General features: G+C 38.6%; 17 protein-coding genes. 7 read left to right on the forward strand and 10 right to left on the reverse strand.

What is annotated here, in order from left to right; all coding sequences use genetic code 11:
- The first annotated feature begins 118 nt into the window (after positions 1–118).
- Both mrdA and rsmD read left to right on the forward strand, forming a co-directional pair.
- Complete coding sequence (mrdA, locus tag AC07M3_RS05830; RefSeq protein ID WP_494566810.1) at positions 119–2,116, forward strand: penicillin-binding protein 2; 1,998 nt, start codon at positions 119–121, stop codon at positions 2,114–2,116.
- Positions 2,116–2,661 (forward strand): 16S rRNA (guanine(966)-N(2))-methyltransferase RsmD, encoded by a 546-nt coding sequence (rsmD, locus tag AC07M3_RS05835; protein ID WP_003653003.1) that lies wholly within the window; start codon positions 2,116–2,118, stop codon positions 2,659–2,661. Before mrdA ends, rsmD begins: the two co-directional genes overlap by 1 nt.
- Positions 2,662–2,734: 73 nt before the next feature.
- Here the strand turns inward: rsmD and AC07M3_RS05840 are convergent, their stop codons facing one another.
- From AC07M3_RS05840 to AC07M3_RS05880, 9 genes are all read right to left on the reverse strand, one after another.
- The gene (locus tag AC07M3_RS05840; protein ID WP_494566918.1) at positions 2,735–3,190 is read right to left on the reverse strand and encodes a hypothetical protein; all 456 of its coding nucleotides are present in this window, start codon (positions 3,188–3,190) and stop codon (positions 2,735–2,737) included.
- A 57-nt stretch (positions 3,191–3,247) separates the two neighbouring features.
- Complete coding sequence (locus AC07M3_RS05845) at positions 3,248–3,817, reverse strand: HupE/UreJ family protein (RefSeq protein ID WP_494566811.1); 570 nt, start codon at positions 3,815–3,817, stop codon at positions 3,248–3,250.
- Between the two features lie 9 nt (positions 3,818–3,826).
- A complete protein-coding gene (gene ureG, locus AC07M3_RS05850) occupies positions 3,827–4,441 on the reverse strand; it encodes an urease accessory protein UreG (RefSeq protein WP_002117800.1) in 615 nt (204 codons plus the stop codon).
- A 24-nt stretch (positions 4,442–4,465) separates the two neighbouring features.
- Positions 4,466–5,131: an urease accessory protein UreF gene (locus AC07M3_RS05855; RefSeq protein ID WP_494566812.1), complete on the reverse strand. Its 666-nt coding sequence runs from the start codon at positions 5,129–5,131 to the stop codon at positions 4,466–4,468.
- The gene (gene ureE / locus AC07M3_RS05860; RefSeq protein ID WP_494566813.1) at positions 5,118–5,600 is read right to left on the reverse strand and encodes an urease accessory protein UreE; all 483 of its coding nucleotides are present in this window, start codon (positions 5,598–5,600) and stop codon (positions 5,118–5,120) included. Before ureE ends, AC07M3_RS05855 begins: the two co-directional genes overlap by 14 nt.
- A 70-nt stretch (positions 5,601–5,670) precedes the next feature.
- Positions 5,671–7,371, reverse strand: a complete 1,701-nt coding sequence (gene ureC, locus AC07M3_RS05865) for an urease subunit alpha (protein WP_494566814.1) — start codon at positions 7,369–7,371, stop codon at positions 5,671–5,673.
- Between the two features lie 37 nt (positions 7,372–7,408).
- A complete protein-coding gene (locus AC07M3_RS05870; RefSeq protein WP_003653016.1) occupies positions 7,409–7,717 on the reverse strand; it encodes an urease subunit beta in 309 nt (102 codons plus the stop codon).
- A gap of 11 nt (positions 7,718–7,728) precedes the next feature.
- Positions 7,729–8,031, reverse strand: a complete 303-nt coding sequence (gene ureA, locus AC07M3_RS05875) for an urease subunit gamma (RefSeq protein ID WP_002117495.1) — start codon at positions 8,029–8,031, stop codon at positions 7,729–7,731.
- 100 nt (positions 8,032–8,131) lie between these two features.
- Entirely contained in the window at positions 8,132–9,007 is an 876-nt protein-coding gene (locus AC07M3_RS05880; protein WP_494566815.1) for an urease accessory protein UreD, read from the reverse strand.
- Positions 9,008–9,208: 201 nt separating this feature from the next.
- On the opposite strand from AC07M3_RS05880, the gene AC07M3_RS05885 reads away from it, so the two are divergent.
- Both AC07M3_RS05885 and AC07M3_RS05890 read left to right on the forward strand, forming a co-directional pair.
- Complete coding sequence (locus AC07M3_RS05885; RefSeq protein WP_005042208.1) at positions 9,209–9,532, forward strand: hypothetical protein; 324 nt, start codon at positions 9,209–9,211, stop codon at positions 9,530–9,532.
- 186 nt (positions 9,533–9,718) lie between these two features.
- Complete coding sequence (locus tag AC07M3_RS05890) at positions 9,719–10,189, forward strand: copper resistance protein NlpE (RefSeq protein WP_494566816.1); 471 nt, start codon at positions 9,719–9,721, stop codon at positions 10,187–10,189.
- A gap of 58 nt (positions 10,190–10,247) precedes the next feature.
- Here AC07M3_RS05890 and AC07M3_RS05895 read toward each other — a convergent pair whose 3' ends face one another.
- Positions 10,248–11,852 (reverse strand): isocitrate lyase, encoded by a 1,605-nt coding sequence (locus tag AC07M3_RS05895; protein ID WP_003653024.1) that lies wholly within the window; start codon positions 11,850–11,852, stop codon positions 10,248–10,250.
- A gap of 587 nt (positions 11,853–12,439) precedes the next feature.
- Here AC07M3_RS05895 and AC07M3_RS05900 point away from each other — a divergent pair.
- From AC07M3_RS05900 to AC07M3_RS05910, 3 genes are all read left to right on the forward strand, one after another.
- The gene (locus AC07M3_RS05900) at positions 12,440–13,429 is read left to right on the forward strand and encodes a LysR family transcriptional regulator (RefSeq protein WP_003653025.1); all 990 of its coding nucleotides are present in this window, start codon (positions 12,440–12,442) and stop codon (positions 13,427–13,429) included.
- 110 nt (positions 13,430–13,539) lie between these two features.
- The gene (paeA, locus tag AC07M3_RS05905) at positions 13,540–14,865 is read left to right on the forward strand and encodes a polyamine export protein PaeA (protein WP_017391686.1); all 1,326 of its coding nucleotides are present in this window, start codon (positions 13,540–13,542) and stop codon (positions 14,863–14,865) included.
- Positions 14,866–15,433: 568 nt separating this feature from the next.
- Positions 15,434–16,771, forward strand: coding sequence for a CitMHS family transporter (locus AC07M3_RS05910; protein ID WP_005042217.1), 1,338 nt, complete (start codon positions 15,434–15,436; stop codon positions 16,769–16,771).
- The last annotated feature ends 6 nt before the right edge of the window (positions 16,772–16,777 follow it).

Below are 16,777 nucleotides of genomic sequence, written 5' to 3' on the forward strand. Positions count from 1 at the left end.
AAGTCAAAACGTATCTTATTAAAAGGCAATGAAACTTTGAAAATTATGCAATATTTTAAGCTCTCTTGCGTTAGAATAAGCAGCTATTTTTCTACCCTATGTCATTAAGTCGATCCTTATGAAGCAGCACTTTCCTTTAAAAGATATCCAGCAAGAAAAGCGCATTTATCGGGGACGAATCTTTTTTGCCGTAGGTCTGGTTATCATTTGCTTATTAGTATTAATTAGCCGATACGCTTATCTACAAATTTTTCACTACGACGAATTCTCTACAGCATCTGACAAAAACCGAATTCGCTTGCAGCCACTTCCACCTGCTCGTGGTTATATCTATGACCGAAATGGTGTCTTATTAGCAGATAATTATCCTGTTTTTACAGCAACTTTAAGTAAAACAGATGTAGAAGATGCCGACCATGTTGTTGAGCAGCTACAGCCTATTTTAGATCTTACACAAGAAGATATTGATCGCTTCAAAAGTCGTATAAAAACTGCTCGAAAAACTGAACGTGTCGCAATTAAACTTAATCTAACCGAAGCCAATATTGCCAAGTTCAGTGAAGCTAAATATAAGTTTCCCGGCGTAAGAATCGAAACACAAATGACCCGTTATTACCCACATGGTGAGTTATTTGCTCATGTGATTGGTTATGTAGGGCGTATTAACGATAAAGAATTAAAAAGCATTGATAAAGATTTATATGCTGGAACCAACCTGATTGGAAAAATTGGCGTTGAGAAAAGCTATGAAGATTTGCTACACGGAACACCAGGGTATGAATCTGTTGAAGCAGATGCCCACAGTAACATATTGCGCCATTTAGGCCGCAAAGACCCTACTCGCGGGAATGACCTCTATTTATCTTTAGATTATGGTTTACAAGTCGTTGCGTCTCAACAGCTCGCAGGCCGTCGTGGTGCGATTGTCGCAATCGACCCCCGTACTGGCGAAATTCTGGCCTTAGTATCTAGTCCAAGTTTCAACCCTAATTTATTTGTGACTGGTATTAACCATAAAGATTATAGTTCTTTACGTGATAGTTTAGATCAACCGCTTTATAACCGTGCTGTACAAGGTGCATATCCACCAGGTTCCACCATTAAACCAATGGAAGCAATGGGTGGTTTACACTACGGTATTGTAAACTGGTCAACAGCAATTTCTGACCCAGGTTATTTTCACTTACCCGGTGATTCGCATAAATTCCGCGACTGGAAAAAATCTGGTCATGGCATCGTAAACATGCATAAAGCCATCATTATGTCATGTGACACCTATTTTTATATTCTTGCCCATCAAATGGGTATTGATCAAATGAACCAATGGATGCGTCAATTTGGTTTCGGTCAAAAAACAGGTGTCGACTTACCAAGTGAAAGCGAAGGTCTTTATCCAAATCCTGAATGGAAAATGCGTACTCGCAAAGCGAAATGGATGAAAGGTGAAACTATTTCTGTGAGTATTGGTCAAGGTGCTTTTACAGCTACCCCATTACAGCTTGCTATGGCAACTGCAATTACAGCCAATCGTGGTTCTCATGTCACCCCTCACGTTTTACGTGCAACTCATGGTTCAAAACCATTTACCGTGCGTAATGCGCCTGATGGAAAAATCAACTTCAATGGAACGGATGAAGACTGGATTCAAATGCGCGATGCCATGGTTGATGTAATTCAATCAGGTACTGGCCGAGGCATTCGTACATCTCTATATCAAATTGCAGGAAAGACAGGAACTGCGCAGGTTAAAAGTATTGCACAGGGTAAACGTTACAATGAATCAGCCCTGAGCGAACGTCAACTTGACCATGGTTTATTCGTTGGCTTTGCACCAGCGGACAAACCAGAAATTGCAATTGCCGTAATTTGGGAAAATGGTCGTCATGGTGGTTCTGCTGCCCAACTTGCAAAACCTATTTTTGATTATTGGTTATTAACTCGTAAGAAAAACCCGATTCGACCAGCAAACCATCAAGTTAATGGCGGACTGATGACTGCAGGAATTAAACCAGGTGAACTCTCAAGCGGTGGTGAAAATCCAAATTCTGCTCCAGTAGCAGCAGCTTCAACCCCAGCTGCACCAATTCCTTCTGCAACGAATGAGGTTGATGATTAATGAAAAATCAATTACGCATTATTGGTGGCGAATGGAAACGAAGAGTACTTCCATTTGCCAGTATCGATGGATTACGTCCAACGCCAGACCGTGTACGCGAGACTCTATTTAACTGGCTCATGTGGGATATTCAAAATGCACATGTCCTTGATGTGTGCACAGGCTCTGGTGCATTAGGTTTTGAAGCATTGTCACGTGGCGCTGCATCAGTTTATATGATTGAACCAGACAAGACTCAGGCACGATTTTTAAAAGATAATGTTGAGCTATTAAAAGCCCAAAACTGTCATTTAATCAATGCAACTGCTCAACAAGCTTTACCCCGTTTAAAAGAACAGTTCGATGTGGTGTTTTTAGATCCGCCTTATAGTCTAGATTTATGGCAAGAACTCTCGAACTTGGCAGAACCACATATTAAAAAAAATGGATATATTTACGTTGAAGCTGACCGAGATTTATCTCAGCTTCACCTTCCTTCAACATGGCAACAAGTTAAAACAACGAAAGCTGGTACAGTACACGCAGGGCTTTATCAGAAAATTTAATCATGTAGCATTTTTATGATGAATTAATTTACCTGATCTATTTATTTGAATTAGATTATTCTCATTTTGTATTTCAAAATAAATAGATCGTAAAAAATCGTATGAGTTGACCTCGATCATAAGGAAAACTCGAAATATATTCATAACCAATTTTCAGTCTTGGATTAACACTATAATTAATTCCATATCCAACTGAAATGGATAAGTCTTGAATATTAATATGATTCGTTAAACCATTGATGTTTTTGTTCTGAAGTTGTCCCGTATCATAGGCTGTATAATTATAAATCACCCAACGCTCATTTGAATAAAATTCATTTTTGAGCACATTATAGTTATTAACTTCATCATCATGCTCAATGGCTAACCGCCTTTGTTCCAAGTTTAAATCTGATTGGTCTAACAACTGGTCTGAATCTAGGAAAGTAGAATCACTTTCTGGTTGAAAAAAATCATAGGCCTGAACATATCCACTATAAAAGATAATAATTGCTGTAAAAACAGTATAAATATTTTTATGCACACACATTTTATTTTGCAAATCCAAAAAGGTAGCTTAAAGCTACCTTTTTTTGCAAGGTTTTAATTAACTTAAACCAATCACTGCAACAACTGCCGCACAAGCACCTACAATTTTTTTGCCATAAGGCACATATCGTGTAAGTGCAGCACCTAATGCCAATCCACCACAATAAATTAAAGCCATAGCCGCAACCATACCTGTTACTAATGCAACGACATGGCCTGCCTGTGCTAACTCAACACCATGCGCTATACCATGAAAGCTTGCAAGTAATGCCGCAGCGATAGGTAAAACACGATTTGATTTTGTCCACAGTGCAATTGCTGTAACAATCAAAGAAGCAACAATCCCATATTCAGCAACATTTACAGGCACTAAACCTTGAGCACCGATTAAAAAACCTACAATAAGGGTAACACTCAAAGTCATTACACCTGCAACTTTCCATTGCTTAGCTGCTGACCAGAGTAAAACACCGAAAGCTAAGGCCATCACTAAATGATCTAAACCACTAAATGGATGAATAAAACCTGCCATAAAACCCGAATGTTCATGGTCATGTCCCGGGTGTGCCATTACAAGTGTAGGTAACATGCTAAGGAGCCCTATGCCCCATTTTTTCATGAAGTCCATTATCTCTCCTTAAGCTTTAAACAGCCCTTGTTTCTCGATAAATTGAATGATTTCTTCAAGACCGTCTTGTGTTTTCATATTTGAAAATAAGAATGGTTTTTCACCGCGCATGCGTTTCGCGTCTTGGTCCATCACATCAAGATTTGCACCTACCATTGGCGCAAGATCAGTTTTATTAATAATGAGTAAGTCTGATTTGGTAATGCCCGGCCCACCTTTACGTGGAATTTTTTCGCCACCGGCTACATCAATTACATATAACGTTAAATCAGAAAGTTCTGGGCTAAATGTTGCTGCTAAATTATCACCACCGCTTTCAATGATAATGAGCTCCAAGCCTTCAAACTTTTCACATAAATCATCAATGGCAGCCAAATTAATTGAAGCATCTTCGCGAATTGCTGTGTGTGGGCAACCACCTGTTTCTACACCCACAATACGATCTGGCGACATTGCTTCGTTACGAGTTAAAAAGTTTGAATCTTCTTTGGTATAAATATCGTTCGTTACCACAGCCATGTTGTATTTATTACGCAAAGCTAAACATAAATTAAGTGTAAGCGCAGTTTTGCCTGAACCTACTGGTCCGCCAATTCCAACTCGTAATGGACTACGTTCTGTCATGATTTTTATCCTTTTTTCATAAACTTAAGATCTGAATAACCGTGAATATTGTGTTTCGTGTTTCATGCTCAGCATGGCATAACGAGGCAAAGCACTGCTCAATTGCTCATCATTAAGTTTTAAGGCTTTTTCTATCGCCTGTGGTACCAAACCATGTAAATGCCATAAAATTCTTTGTCCAGCCATTTGCCCTAACGGTACGGTTTTTACCGCAGCCAGAACCTGATTTTCTAAAACGGTAAAGGTATAAGCTGTGAGCACATCAACGTCTTTAAGCTCAAGTCGACCACAGAGCTGTGCATAGACAGGTACAAAACCAAACTGCTTTTTAACCTCAACAGTTTTTTTTAAAACATCTCTAATCCATGCATTTAAAGAAAATGCCAGCTGCTGAGATTCCGCTAAAAGCTCTTTACTTTCTCGGCTTGCTCTATATAAATTTGCCCAAACCAAAAACTGATCTTGGTCATCATGATGTTGCATGAGACGTTTCAGTACTGGCAGTTCAAACCGTATTAACAGCATTTCAAGCACTTCTTCGAAATAAGCAATTGCCGATATTTCATCGTGTATTAAGCCAATATCAATGGCTGTTTCTACACCTTGTGAATAACAATATGCTCCGACTGGCAATGCCGTAGAAGACAGTGTCAGTAATTGAAGTAATTGCGCCGCGTTATGAATGGACATGGTGCAAAGCTTTGATTGGGCTTAAGCGATGATCATGACTATGCTGTGCATAGGCACCGCTTTCAGGTTCAAACGGATGATCAATCTCTGTCACTTTCAGACCTAAGCCCTCTACCATTTCTGCAAGTACATGATCAGGCTCAAAATATAAAGCAGTAGGTGTAAGCATTAATGGCACATGTCGATTACCTAGATGATAGGCAGCTTTAAGCAAATCAAAATCGGTTGCAGCAATCACTTGCATCAAACGTTCAGGTTTAGCATCAACACGTAGTACATCACCTTGTTGAGTTGCAATATATGAACCACTACGCAAAATACCAGTACGTGGTAAATCGGCACCAATATCTACGCCACTCGCTAAAGCCGCTCGAAACCGTGATTTTTGGCGGGTATCAAAAGTCAGTTCAACCGTTTCAAATGTCTGATCAGAAGAAATGTGTTCAAGGCGTTGAGTATAGATTTTCATTTAGCTTCTCTCTCCTTATTTATTTCATTCATATATAAAGTAATGAGGTAAATTACCTCTATAAAACTCATCAAAACAAGAAATAACGCTGAGCCATTGGCAATACTTCAGCAGGTTCACATGTTAATAATTCACCATCCGCTCTCACCTCGTAAGTCTCGGGATGTACATGCATGACAGGACAATATGTGTTGTGTTTCATATCAGCTTTGCTAATTTCACGCGTGTTTTTACATGGGCTAATTAACTTTTTAAGGTCTAATCTCTCAGCAACTTTTTCATCAATCGCTGCTTGAGATAAAAAGGTAATACAAGTGTTGTGCACACCACGTGGATAGGCACCAAACATTGGACGGTAATGCACTGGTTGAGGTGTCGGAATTGAAGCGTTAATGTCACCCATCGGTGCTGCTGCAATCATGCCACCTTTAATAATCATAGATGGCTTCACCCCAAAAAATGCAGGTTTCCACAACACCAAATCAGCAAGTTTTCCGACTTCAACCGAACCAACTTCATGACTTAAACCATGTGTAATTGCTGGGTTAATCGTATATTTAGCAATGTAACGTTTAACCCGATTATTATCATGAAACTCATTATCACCCTCTAAAGGACCGCGTTGAATTTTCATTTTGTGGGCAGTTTGCCAAGTACGTAAAATCACTTCCCCCACACGCCCCATTGCCTGAGAGTCCGATGACATCATGGCAATTGCGCCTAAGTCTTGCAGAATATCTTCGGCTGCAATCGTTTCACGGCGAATACGACTTTCTGCAAAAGCGATATCTTCAGCAATTGCTGGGTCTAAATGGTGGCAAACCATCAGCATATCTAAATGCTCATCAATGGTATTGATGGTATAAGGTCGTGTTGGATTAGTAGAAGACGGCAACACATTACTTTGCCCAATTGCTTTTAAAATATCGGGTGCATGTCCACCGCCCGCACCTTCGGTATGGTACGTATGAATTGTACGATTTTTAAATGCAGCTAAAGTCTCTTCCAAAAAACCACTTTCATTTAAAGTATCTGTATGAATCGCCACCTGTACATCGTACTCATCGGCAACGCTCAAGCAGTTATCAATGGCTGCTGGTGTTGAACCCCAGTCTTCATGCAGCTTCAACCCAATTACTCCAGCTTTAATTTGCTCTCGAATCGGGTCAGGTAAACTCAAATTCCCTTTACCTAACAGACCAATATTCATAGGCAAATCATCAATCGCCTGTAACATGGTAGCAATGTGCCAAGGTCCCGGAGTCACGGTAGTTGCAGAGGTTCCTGCTGCTGGTCCTGTGCCTCCACCAACCATAGTGGTTGTACCGGACATAAGTGCAGTTTCAACTTGTTGAGGACAAATCCAGTGAATGTGAGTATCAATACCACCTGCTGTTAAAATTTGTCCCTCACCCGCAATAACCTCTGTTGCAGCTCCTAAAGGAATCGTAATGTCTGGTTGAATATCGGGGTTTCCAGCTTTTCCTATTTTCCAAATGCGACCATTCTTTAAGCCCACATCAGCTTTAACAATTCCCCACCAATCCACAATTAAAGCATTGGTAATGACAGTATCAGCGACTTCATTGGCCAAAAGCTGTGACTGCCCCATCCCGTCACGAATGACTTTTCCGCCACCAAATTTAACTTCTTCACCATATGTCGTTAAATCTTGCTCAACTTCAATAAAGAGCTCTGTATCCGCCAAACGAATACGATCACCCACTGTTGGACCAAACATCTCAGCATATGCACGACGTGACATTTTCATAACTTAATACTCATCTCTTTCATTATCATTGTTATGTCTAATCCAACTTGCCCATGACGCGGCCTGCGAAACCATATACTTCTCGCTTACCCGCTAAAGCAACGAGCTCCACTTCTCGAGTTTGTCCCGGTTCAAAGCGAATTGCTGTACCAGCTGCAATATTCAATCGAAAACCTTTGGCCATTTCACGATCAAACTGTAGTGCATCATTTGCTTCATAAAAATGAAAATGAGAACCCACTTGAATAGGTCGATCACCAATATTAGCCACTACAACTTTTAAAGTTTGCCGTCCAACATTCAGTTCAATATCAGCATCTGGAGTAATGATTTCGCCGGGGATCATAAGCGTTCCTTTTATACGATTGGCTGATGGACTGTGACTAATTTCGAGCCATCTGGAAAAGTTGCCTCGACCTGAACCTCAGCAATCATTTCTGGCACACCATCCATCACATCTTCGCGCTTTAATAAGGTTGTACCGTAATGCATTAAATCACTGACTGTCATACCGTCCCGTGCACCTTCAAGTAAAGCTGCTGAAATAAAAGCAATAGCTTCAGGATAATTCAGTTTCAAGCCCCGAGCTTTACGGCGCTCAGCAACCAGTCCTGCTGTAAAAATCAGTAATTTATCTTTTTCTGTTGGATTGAGTTCCATATCTCTTTCCTAAATTTCATTTATATTCTTCAAGCAAAATACGTGCTCAAAAACAGCATACTTGTTTTAATCGTTTTTTAAATACGCAATTTAACGTAACTTAGGTTTTCCATATTCTTGGAAATTCTTCTTCTAAACCAAACCAATATCGACGTAATTTAGCCCGTATAGCTGCAAAAGCATCATGACAATGACGGACATCATTTCCCAAAAAACGGGCCGAAACCACATCATCCAATAAGGTTAATGTGACAGGTGCTTGCATGCGCATCATTAATTCTCGAATGAGTTCTAACTGCTGTTCTAAATAAAAAGCTGAGCGATACTTCTCGGGAGCGACTGCCCAAAAGCTTCCCATTACGGCTTGATTATTCATACCCAAACATGAACTAAGCCAACGATCTTCTCCTTCAAAATACAATGTATCTGCAACCAACAATTTATTTTCGCGCCACAATTTAAACTGGTTGTAATAACTCCCTTGAACAAAGCGCTCAGCACGTGCCTGTCGTCCAAGTACCAACATATCCCATCCAATAAAACTTGCAGCATTATCAAGATGAATATGAGTTTCTGAATGCGCTAAAGCCCCATCAAAAAGCATCGTTTCTTGTGGAACCCACTCTAAAATGGACTGATCTTTCACATGCAAATGAATATGCTGAAAAGCTTGTTTCCCATTGGTTTTGTACCATTTCCCCGCTCCAGGAGTAGTCACTACCGCATGGGCTTGATCTTTGGTTTCAATTTCAAAAGTAAGATGATCTCCTCCTGCAATTCCTGCTGGTGGATGTACAATAATCGCATGACACACACCTGTTCTTTCAGGCCAGAGCATTTTTTGCACCCTAACAGGGCCATGATGTTTTCGATGACTCATTATGGTGCGTGAATTTTCAAAACAAAAACCGAGCTCGAGTTGTGCATACCAAAATGGTGCTGAAGAGTTTTTTGGAAACGGTTGTGCCTGATTCATTCTGGTTCATATGTTCAAAATAAGTGCTGAAACTTATAAGCAAAATACGCACCAAATATGAAAATAAGCAGACTGATAAAATTAGATACAATTTTTCGATTTTAATGAGTTAAAAAATCATCAATGTCTAACATAAAACCACAGTAACTTATGGAATTGTTTATACAATAGCGCCCACCGTTGCTTCCATACTTGCTCTCCATGAAACTTTTTTTCGTGTTAACCCCACTTGTCTTTTTAACTGGGTGTATTTTTGGCCAATCTAGTGAGGTCAAACGTGCAGAAAAGATCCTGCACAATTTCGAATGTAAAAATGTTGAGACAAGCCAGCTTGCAACAAGCTCGATTAATTCTTACTACCAGCAATCTTTAGCGGTAAGCAAAGAAAAAGCAACTTCATACGTAGAGAGCTACAAAAATGGTGAAGAATTATTCGACATGCCGCTGGATGAGGTTTTAAAGCAACAATACCAACTCTATAAATCAGCATGTGACTCCTTAGGTGGAGTTTCAGCACAACCGTAATTTATAAGGTATTCATTAAATCGTTTTAGTGAATACCTCCTTTTTATTTTTGTTTTAATAATTATTCAAAATTTACTCACTTTACCTTTTGTTAAAATTAAATTACATACTTAAACTTTTATTAAGCTCTCATATTTTATAGCCTATTTATTGCTTTTTTATTTATTTTCCGAGGTTTAGATCATCATGAAAAAAACATTATTATCAGTTGCACTTGTAAGTGCCCTTCTTGTTGCTTGTAGCAAAAACGAAAATAAAGCCGATACAACACAACAAGCCTCTGCTCCTGCACAAACTACTGAATCAAATAACAATGCAGTAGATACCGCTCATACAGCTGAAAACTCACTAGATTGGGACGGTACATATAAAGGCACTCTTCCATGTGCAGACTGTGAAGGCATTAAAACTGAGTTAGAGTTAAAAGATGATAAAACTTATGAATTGACTGAAACTTATCTTGGCAAAGGTGATAAAAATCCATTTGAAACACATGGTACGTTTACTTTTGACAAAGATAATACTTCTGTAATTACCTTAGAAGACAAAGGACAAAATCGTAAATTCTTCATTGGTGAAAATACGGCAACTGCTTTAGATATGGATGGTAAGAAAGTTGAAGGTTCTTTAGCTGAACACTATGTATTGAAAAAATAATTATATATTAATGATAAAAAAACCCGCTCATTTGAGCGGGTTTTTTTGAAATCAATTCTTAGTGTGCAGCGAATTGGTTCATTGTGTTTTTAGCATCGTCATGCGCTTTAAGTGCATTGTCACCAGAGAAGATTTCTTTGTGATCATCACCGATGTCAGAACCCGCCATTGCTTGGTGTTTCACACAAGCGATACCACCACGGATTTCTTTACGTTGTACGCCAGCAACATAAGCCAACATACCTTCAGAACCGAAGTAACCTTGTGCAAGCTCATGTGTAGAAAGAGCAGCAGTGTGGTAAGTAGGAAGTGTGATCAAGTGATGGAACACACCCGCTTCACGAGAAGCATCTGCTTGGAATGTACGGATCTTAGCGTCTGCATCAGCAGCTAATTCAGTAGCATCATACTCAGCGCTCATTAATTTAGCACGGTCGTAAGCAGAAACGTCTTTACCTTCAGCAACCCAACGATCGTAAGCTTGTTGACGGAAGTTTAAAGTCCAGTTGAATGATGGGCTGTTGTTATAGACAAGCTTCGCATTTGGAACAACTTCTTTAACACGGTTAACCATGTGAGCGATTTCTTCTACGTTTGGAGTCGCAGTTTCGATCCAAAGAAGGTCAGCACCATTTTGAAGGCTAGATACACAGTCAAGTACAACACGGTCAATTTGTGTGTCAGCACGGAACTGATATAAACCAGAAGGTAAACGCTTAGGACGGTGTAATTTACCATCACGTTTGATCAAGATTTCGTCTTCTTGAGCATCAGCAATGTCAATTTCAACAGTGTCTAAGAAACCGATGTATTGAGAAGCAATGTCACCTGGCTCTTTAACCACTGGGATTTTTTGAGTCAAGTCAGCGCCTTCAGAGTCAGTACGCGCAACGATGATACCGTCATCAAGACCCATTTCTAAGAATGCATAACGTAATGCATGGATTTTAGAGATGAAATCTTCATGTGGAACAGTTACTTTACCAGCTTGGTGACCACATTGTTTAGCATCAGATACTTGGTTTTCGATTTGAAGCGCACATGCACCAGCTTCAATCATTTTACGAGCAAGCAAGTAAGTCGCTTCTTCGTTACCGAAACCAGCATCGATGTCAGCAATAATTGGCACAATGTGAGTTTGGAAACCGTCGATTTGAGCAGTGATTTCAGCAGCTTTAGCAGTATCACCAGCTTCGTTTGCTTTTTTAAGCGCACGGAATAAATCGTTTAATTCTTTTGCATCAGCTTGACGTAAGAAAGTGTAGATTTCTTCGATCAACGCAGGTACTGAAGTTTTTTCGTGCATAGATTGGTCAGGAAGTGGACCAAATTCTGAACGAAGAGCAGCAACCATCCAACCAGAAAGGTAGATATAGCGACGCTCAGTAGTACCGAAGTATTTTTTGTTCGCAATCATTTTTTGTTGCGCAATAAAACCGTGCCAGCAACCTAATGATTGAGTGTATTTGCTAGAGTCAGCATCATAAGCAGCCATATCACGACGCATAATCGCAGCTGTATATTTAGCAATGTCTAAACCAGTTTTGAATTGGTTTTGCATTTGCATACGTGCAGCATCTTCTGGGCTAATATCGCGCCAAGTGCTACCGAATTTTGCTTTTAGTTCGCGGATTGCATCAATCGCTGTTTGATATGTAGTCATGATATTGTCCTGTATTCATTTTAGGATTTCATCGATTGAAGCCTAGAGTCATGTACTTAAATTTCTTATGACACCAGCTGCTTCTTCATGAACACAGCTTAGACTTAGCCAATCAATTAATCCAATATCCTTTATTAATCTTCAGTATTTATTTAAAAAATATACCGATAAATCGATATTATAGATAAAACCAAAAACATTAACACTTTGTTTATAAAAATAAAATTATTCTAAAGGAGTATAGAGTTTTATTCTAAAAACTTAGTAAGTCTTATTTTTATACAATTTTTGAAGTTTTTCCACCCATTTTTAACCTTAAAAGTCAATTGTAAATTAGGCTATTTTTGCCAATGTAAAAAGTCAACTTCCATGCTAGAAAGTAATAAGTTATATATAAATATATTCTATTTGTCACCTTCATACTTAAAAATGTAGCAAAGACAATAAAATCGAGCCTTTGAAGCACTTTTCACCCCTACTTAATTCCTACAAAAAATGTCGTTTTTCTCATCATTTTTTCACACAATAGTTATTAGATATGGCATAATTTGAAACAATTTCAGGGTTTTATTTTCGGTATTTTTTTTATGAATCTGGAGCGAGTAGATCTTAATCTATTAATATATCTTGATGTACTTCTTCGTGAAAAAAATGTTACGCGCGCGGCCGAACAGCTTGGGGTAACTCAGCCTGCAATGAGTAATATTTTACGTCGCTTACGTAATTTATTTAATGACCCTCTTCTTATCCGTTCTTCTGAAGGGATGACTCCAACAGAACGTGCTCTTGAATTACAACCTCGTATTCGCGATGCGCTTGCTGATCTCTCCATGATTTTGGAACCCCGTACCGAATTCCGCCCTTATACAAGTAATCGTGTTTTCCGCATTATGACATCGGACTATGCCGAGGCAACTTTAGTTCCTCGTCTTGTTAAAGCGCTCCGCTCTGAAGCTCCAAACGTTGTTCTTGATTTTCTTACACCAAGTGATGTGTCCTATAGAGACATGGAACAAGGTAAAGTTGATCTCGCAATTAATAGATTTAATGAAATACCACAAAGTTTCCATCAGGTTTTAGTTTGGCGTGATAGTTTCAGTTGTATTCTTAACGACAAACACCCTGCTGTAACTCATTTAAATTTAAAAAGCTATTTAGATGCACAACATATCTGGGTTTCTAAAACAGGTATGGGGGTCGGTTTTGGCGTAAACCCTGATAAACAAGGTGGTTTAGGCTGGATTGATCAGGCATTAGAACGTATTGGTCAACGTCGTAAAATTTCTGTATTTACTCGCCACTACCAAATGCCAGCTTTACTTGCTCAAAACGTAGACCTTATTGCCACTTTACCAACACGGATGGCACGTCTACAAACACAAAACCCTAAACTGGTTATAAAGGATCCTCCTTTTTATATTCCAGAGTTCGAACTTAAAATGGCTTGGTGCCCATTGTTACATCATCACCCTGCTCATCGCTGGTTGCGCCAACTTATCTTATTTGTTGCTCGTCAAATGATTGAAGAGGAAAACCGTGAATTTCTAACCAATAATTCACAATTTTCTCACTATTAAATAAATTTTAATTTAATTGTCGATTTCAGGCGCTGAGCAATCAATCTGATTACCTCAGCGCTTTTTTATGTTAAAACATAGTCATAATAATGATGAATCTCAGGTGATTTGTGAGTCTCTTTCAAAATATCATTATCATCGTACTGCTTATCATCGGAGCAGGCTTTTTATCTTTAACTGAAATTGCACTCGCTGGTGCCAGAAAAGTTAAGCTAAAAATTCTAGCCGAAGCTGGTGAAGAACGCGCTCAACAAGTACTAGATTTACAAGAACAATCTGCTGACTTTTTTGCAGCCTCTCAAATTGGCCTGAATGCAGTTGCGATTTTAGGCGGTATTTTGGGTGAAGCTGCTTTTCGTCCTTATTTCGTGACTTTAGTTGACCGTTTCTACGCAGGTCCTTGGACACAAACGATTGGTTTTGCCCTATCCTTTACTTTAGTGACATCACTCTTTATTTTATTTGCCGATCTTATGCCAAAACGTTTGGCTATGATTGCACCCGAAAAAATTGCAATTAGTGTTATTAATCCAATTCAGGTTTTTATTAAGGTTTGTAAACCTTTAGCTTGGGGAATTAACGCAATTGCCAACCTGCTATTCCGTTTATTTAAAGTGAATACAACGCGAGAAGACAACATTACTTTTGATGATATTTCAGCTGTAATGGATGCGGGTGCTCAAGCAGGCGTACTGCAAAAACAAGAACATCACTTTATCGAGAATGTTTTTGAATTAGAAGAACGCAACGTACCTTCCAGCATGACAACACGTGAAAATGTTGTTTATTTCACCTTAAATGAACATGAAGATAGCATTCGTCAAAAATTAGCAGAGTATCCTTATTCAAAATTTTTGGTATGTAATGAAAATATTGATCAGGTCATTGGTTACGTCGACGCCAAAGACTTTCTTGTTCGTATTCTAAACAATCAATCTCCAACGCAATTGAATGAAACAACCATTCGTACTGTCCTGATGATTCCGGACACCCTAACCCTCTCGGAATTACTTGACCGCTTCCGCTCTACAAAAGAAAAGTTTGCGGTTGTTATAAATGAATATGCGCTTGTTGTGGGGGTCATTACTTTAAGCGATATTATGATTACGGTTATGGGCGACTGGGTAACCCCAATTGAGGAAGATCAACAAATCATTAAGCGTGATAATAACTCGTGGTTAATTGATGGCAGCACACCAATTGATGACCTAAGACACGCACTTGAAATTGATGAAATGCCTGATGAAGAAAATTATGAAACACTAGCAGGCTTCATGATGTACCGCCTACGCAAAATTCCACGTCCAGCAGATTTTGTCGAATTCGGTGGATACAAGTTTGAAGTAGTCGATGTCGATCATTTTAAAATTGACCAACTTCTTGTAACTCGAATTTTAGAACAAAGCGAAGTACATTCATCAATTGATGAAAACTGATTTATATTAATTTAAATACCTCACAATTTTATGTGGGGTATTTTTTAATCTAAATAAATTTTTCAAATATATGTAATAATTATTTTAGATTCATAAATTCAATTTGCTCTTTTAATCTAAAAATAATATTATTTAAATTATCACTTACATTAAATCTTAAACACTGAAAAATAATAGAATAATCTACATATCTCAATCAACATGAAGCGATTAGGTCCCCATTTACATTGCCATCAAACTTATGTAACTTAGCTCAAAGCAAGTCTTTAAATGGTTCTTCTTCTCATTTCACCCATCAAATCATATATAATTTAAAAAAATATCATATAATTTTTATTTTTATAAAACCTTTATACTGAATTATAATGACTTACATTTATTATATGCTTACTATAACCCTATTATATATGTTCAGTATTTCGCCTGAATATACCTCTCCAACTGAATATATATTAACCAAATAAACTAAATATATTATTTGTCTTTTTAATAAAAATTAATAAGAATAACCAAGGTCAGAGTTTTGAATAAACTTGTTCAGTAAAACTATAGGCAAAGGATTGATTGTATGCTGACATTACTTGGTGTTGGCATGATTTTGTGCTTCATGTACTTAATCATGTCCAAACGTTTAAGCCCTATTATTGCTTTAATTCTCATCCCATTTATTTTTTCTCTTATTGCCTGGGGCCTAGGTCACTACTTTGAAAGTTTGAGTCACATTGAACTCAAAGGTCTCAGTGAGATGATGCTTGAAGGCATCAAAAAATTAGCGCCAACTGGCGTAATGCTTTTATTTGCAATTTTATATTTTGCCTTAATGATCGATGCAGGTCTTTTCGATCCACCGGTTAAATGGATTTTGAAAAAGGTTAAAGGTGATCCTTTAAAAATCACAATGGGAACCGTGTTTTTAACCACAATGGTTTCTTTAGACGGTGACGGCTCAACAACATATATGATTTGTGTGGCTGCAATGCTGCCACTTTATCAACGCTTAGGAATGAATACGCTCATCATGACTGCACTTATGCTGTTATGTAGCGGTGTAATGAACCTAACACCATGGGGTGGCCCTACAGCTCGTGCTGCAAGCGCCCTGCAAATTGACCCAAGCCACATTTTCGTACCAATGATTATCCCTATGGTCATTAGTATTGGTTGGTTATTCTTCTTGGCATACTTATATGGTCGTTACGAGCAAAAACGTTTAGGCGTTATTGAGCTTGAAACTCACCATGGCGACAATATTACTGTATCGAAAGATCCTGAAGCGACTCGTCCACATTTACGCAAAGTAAATATGGTACTTACCATCCTTCTTATGATTGCTTTGATCAAAGGTATTTTGCCTATGTCTGTGTTGTTCATGATAGCGTTCTGTATCGCAATGCTCATTAACTACCCAGATGTTGATATGCAGAAAAAGCGCATTGCAATGCATGCAGATAGTGTCTTAGCTGTTGTGGGCTTAATTTTTGCAGCAGGTATTTTCACAGGAATTTTATCTGGTACAGGTATGGTTGAGGCGATGTCTAAAGAGTTCGTCGCAATGATTCCTCCAAGCATGGGTCCATATCTTGCACCAATCACTGCTTTAGTGAGTATGCCGTTGACATTCTTTATGTCAAATGATGCTTTCTTCTATGGTGTTTTACCAATTCTTGCTGAAGCTGCTTCACATTATGGTATTAGTGCAGAAGCGATTGCTCGTGCTTCAATTGTAGGCCAACCTGTACACTTACTTTCACCACTTGTTCCATCTACCTATTTGTTATGTGGTCTTGCTAAAGTCGATTTTGCCGACCATCAAAAGTTCACTTTAAAGTGGGCATTCATAACTTGTCTGGTATTAATGGGTACTGCTTTAGTGATTGGTGTTTTCCCACTCTTTAGCACGCTTTAATTATTC

This window comes from Acinetobacter sp. GW821-FHT09D10, assembly GCF_059416285.1.

What these genes read in the sequence shown, in the direction of transcription:
- mrdA (WP_494566810.1), top strand. Translation starts at nt 119, where the DNA reads ATGAAGCAGCACTTTCCTTTAAAAGATATCCAGCAAGAAAAGCGCATT.
- rsmD (WP_003653003.1), top strand. Translation starts at nt 2,116, where the DNA reads ATGAAAAATCAATTACGCATTATTGGTGGCGAATGGAAACGAAGAGTA.
- AC07M3_RS05840 (WP_494566918.1), bottom strand. Translation starts at nt 3,190, where the DNA reads ATGTGTGTGCATAAAAATATTTATACTGTTTTTACAGCAATTATTATC.
- AC07M3_RS05845 (WP_494566811.1), bottom strand. Translation starts at nt 3,817, where the DNA reads ATGGACTTCATGAAAAAATGGGGCATAGGGCTCCTTAGCATGTTACCT.
- ureG (WP_002117800.1), bottom strand. Translation starts at nt 4,441, where the DNA reads ATGACAGAACGTAGTCCATTACGAGTTGGAATTGGCGGACCAGTAGGT.
- AC07M3_RS05855 (WP_494566812.1), bottom strand. Translation starts at nt 5,131, where the DNA reads ATGTCCATTCATAACGCGGCGCAATTACTTCAATTACTGACACTGTCT.
- ureE (WP_494566813.1), bottom strand. Translation starts at nt 5,600, where the DNA reads ATGAAAATCTATACTCAACGCCTTGAACACATTTCTTCTGATCAGACA.
- ureC (WP_494566814.1), bottom strand. Translation starts at nt 7,371, where the DNA reads ATGAAAATGTCACGTCGTGCATATGCTGAGATGTTTGGTCCAACAGTG.
- AC07M3_RS05870 (WP_003653016.1), bottom strand. Translation starts at nt 7,717, where the DNA reads ATGATCCCCGGCGAAATCATTACTCCAGATGCTGATATTGAACTGAAT.
- ureA (WP_002117495.1), bottom strand. Translation starts at nt 8,031, where the DNA reads ATGGAACTCAATCCAACAGAAAAAGATAAATTACTGATTTTTACAGCA.
- AC07M3_RS05880 (WP_494566815.1), bottom strand. Translation starts at nt 9,007, where the DNA reads ATGAATCAGGCACAACCGTTTCCAAAAAACTCTTCAGCACCATTTTGG.
- AC07M3_RS05885 (WP_005042208.1), top strand. Translation starts at nt 9,209, where the DNA reads ATGAAACTTTTTTTCGTGTTAACCCCACTTGTCTTTTTAACTGGGTGT.
- AC07M3_RS05890 (WP_494566816.1), top strand. Translation starts at nt 9,719, where the DNA reads ATGAAAAAAACATTATTATCAGTTGCACTTGTAAGTGCCCTTCTTGTT.
- AC07M3_RS05895 (WP_003653024.1), bottom strand. Translation starts at nt 11,852, where the DNA reads ATGACTACATATCAAACAGCGATTGATGCAATCCGCGAACTAAAAGCA.
- AC07M3_RS05900 (WP_003653025.1), top strand. Translation starts at nt 12,440, where the DNA reads ATGAATCTGGAGCGAGTAGATCTTAATCTATTAATATATCTTGATGTA.
- AC07M3_RS05910 (WP_005042217.1), top strand. Translation starts at nt 15,434, where the DNA reads ATGCTGACATTACTTGGTGTTGGCATGATTTTGTGCTTCATGTACTTA.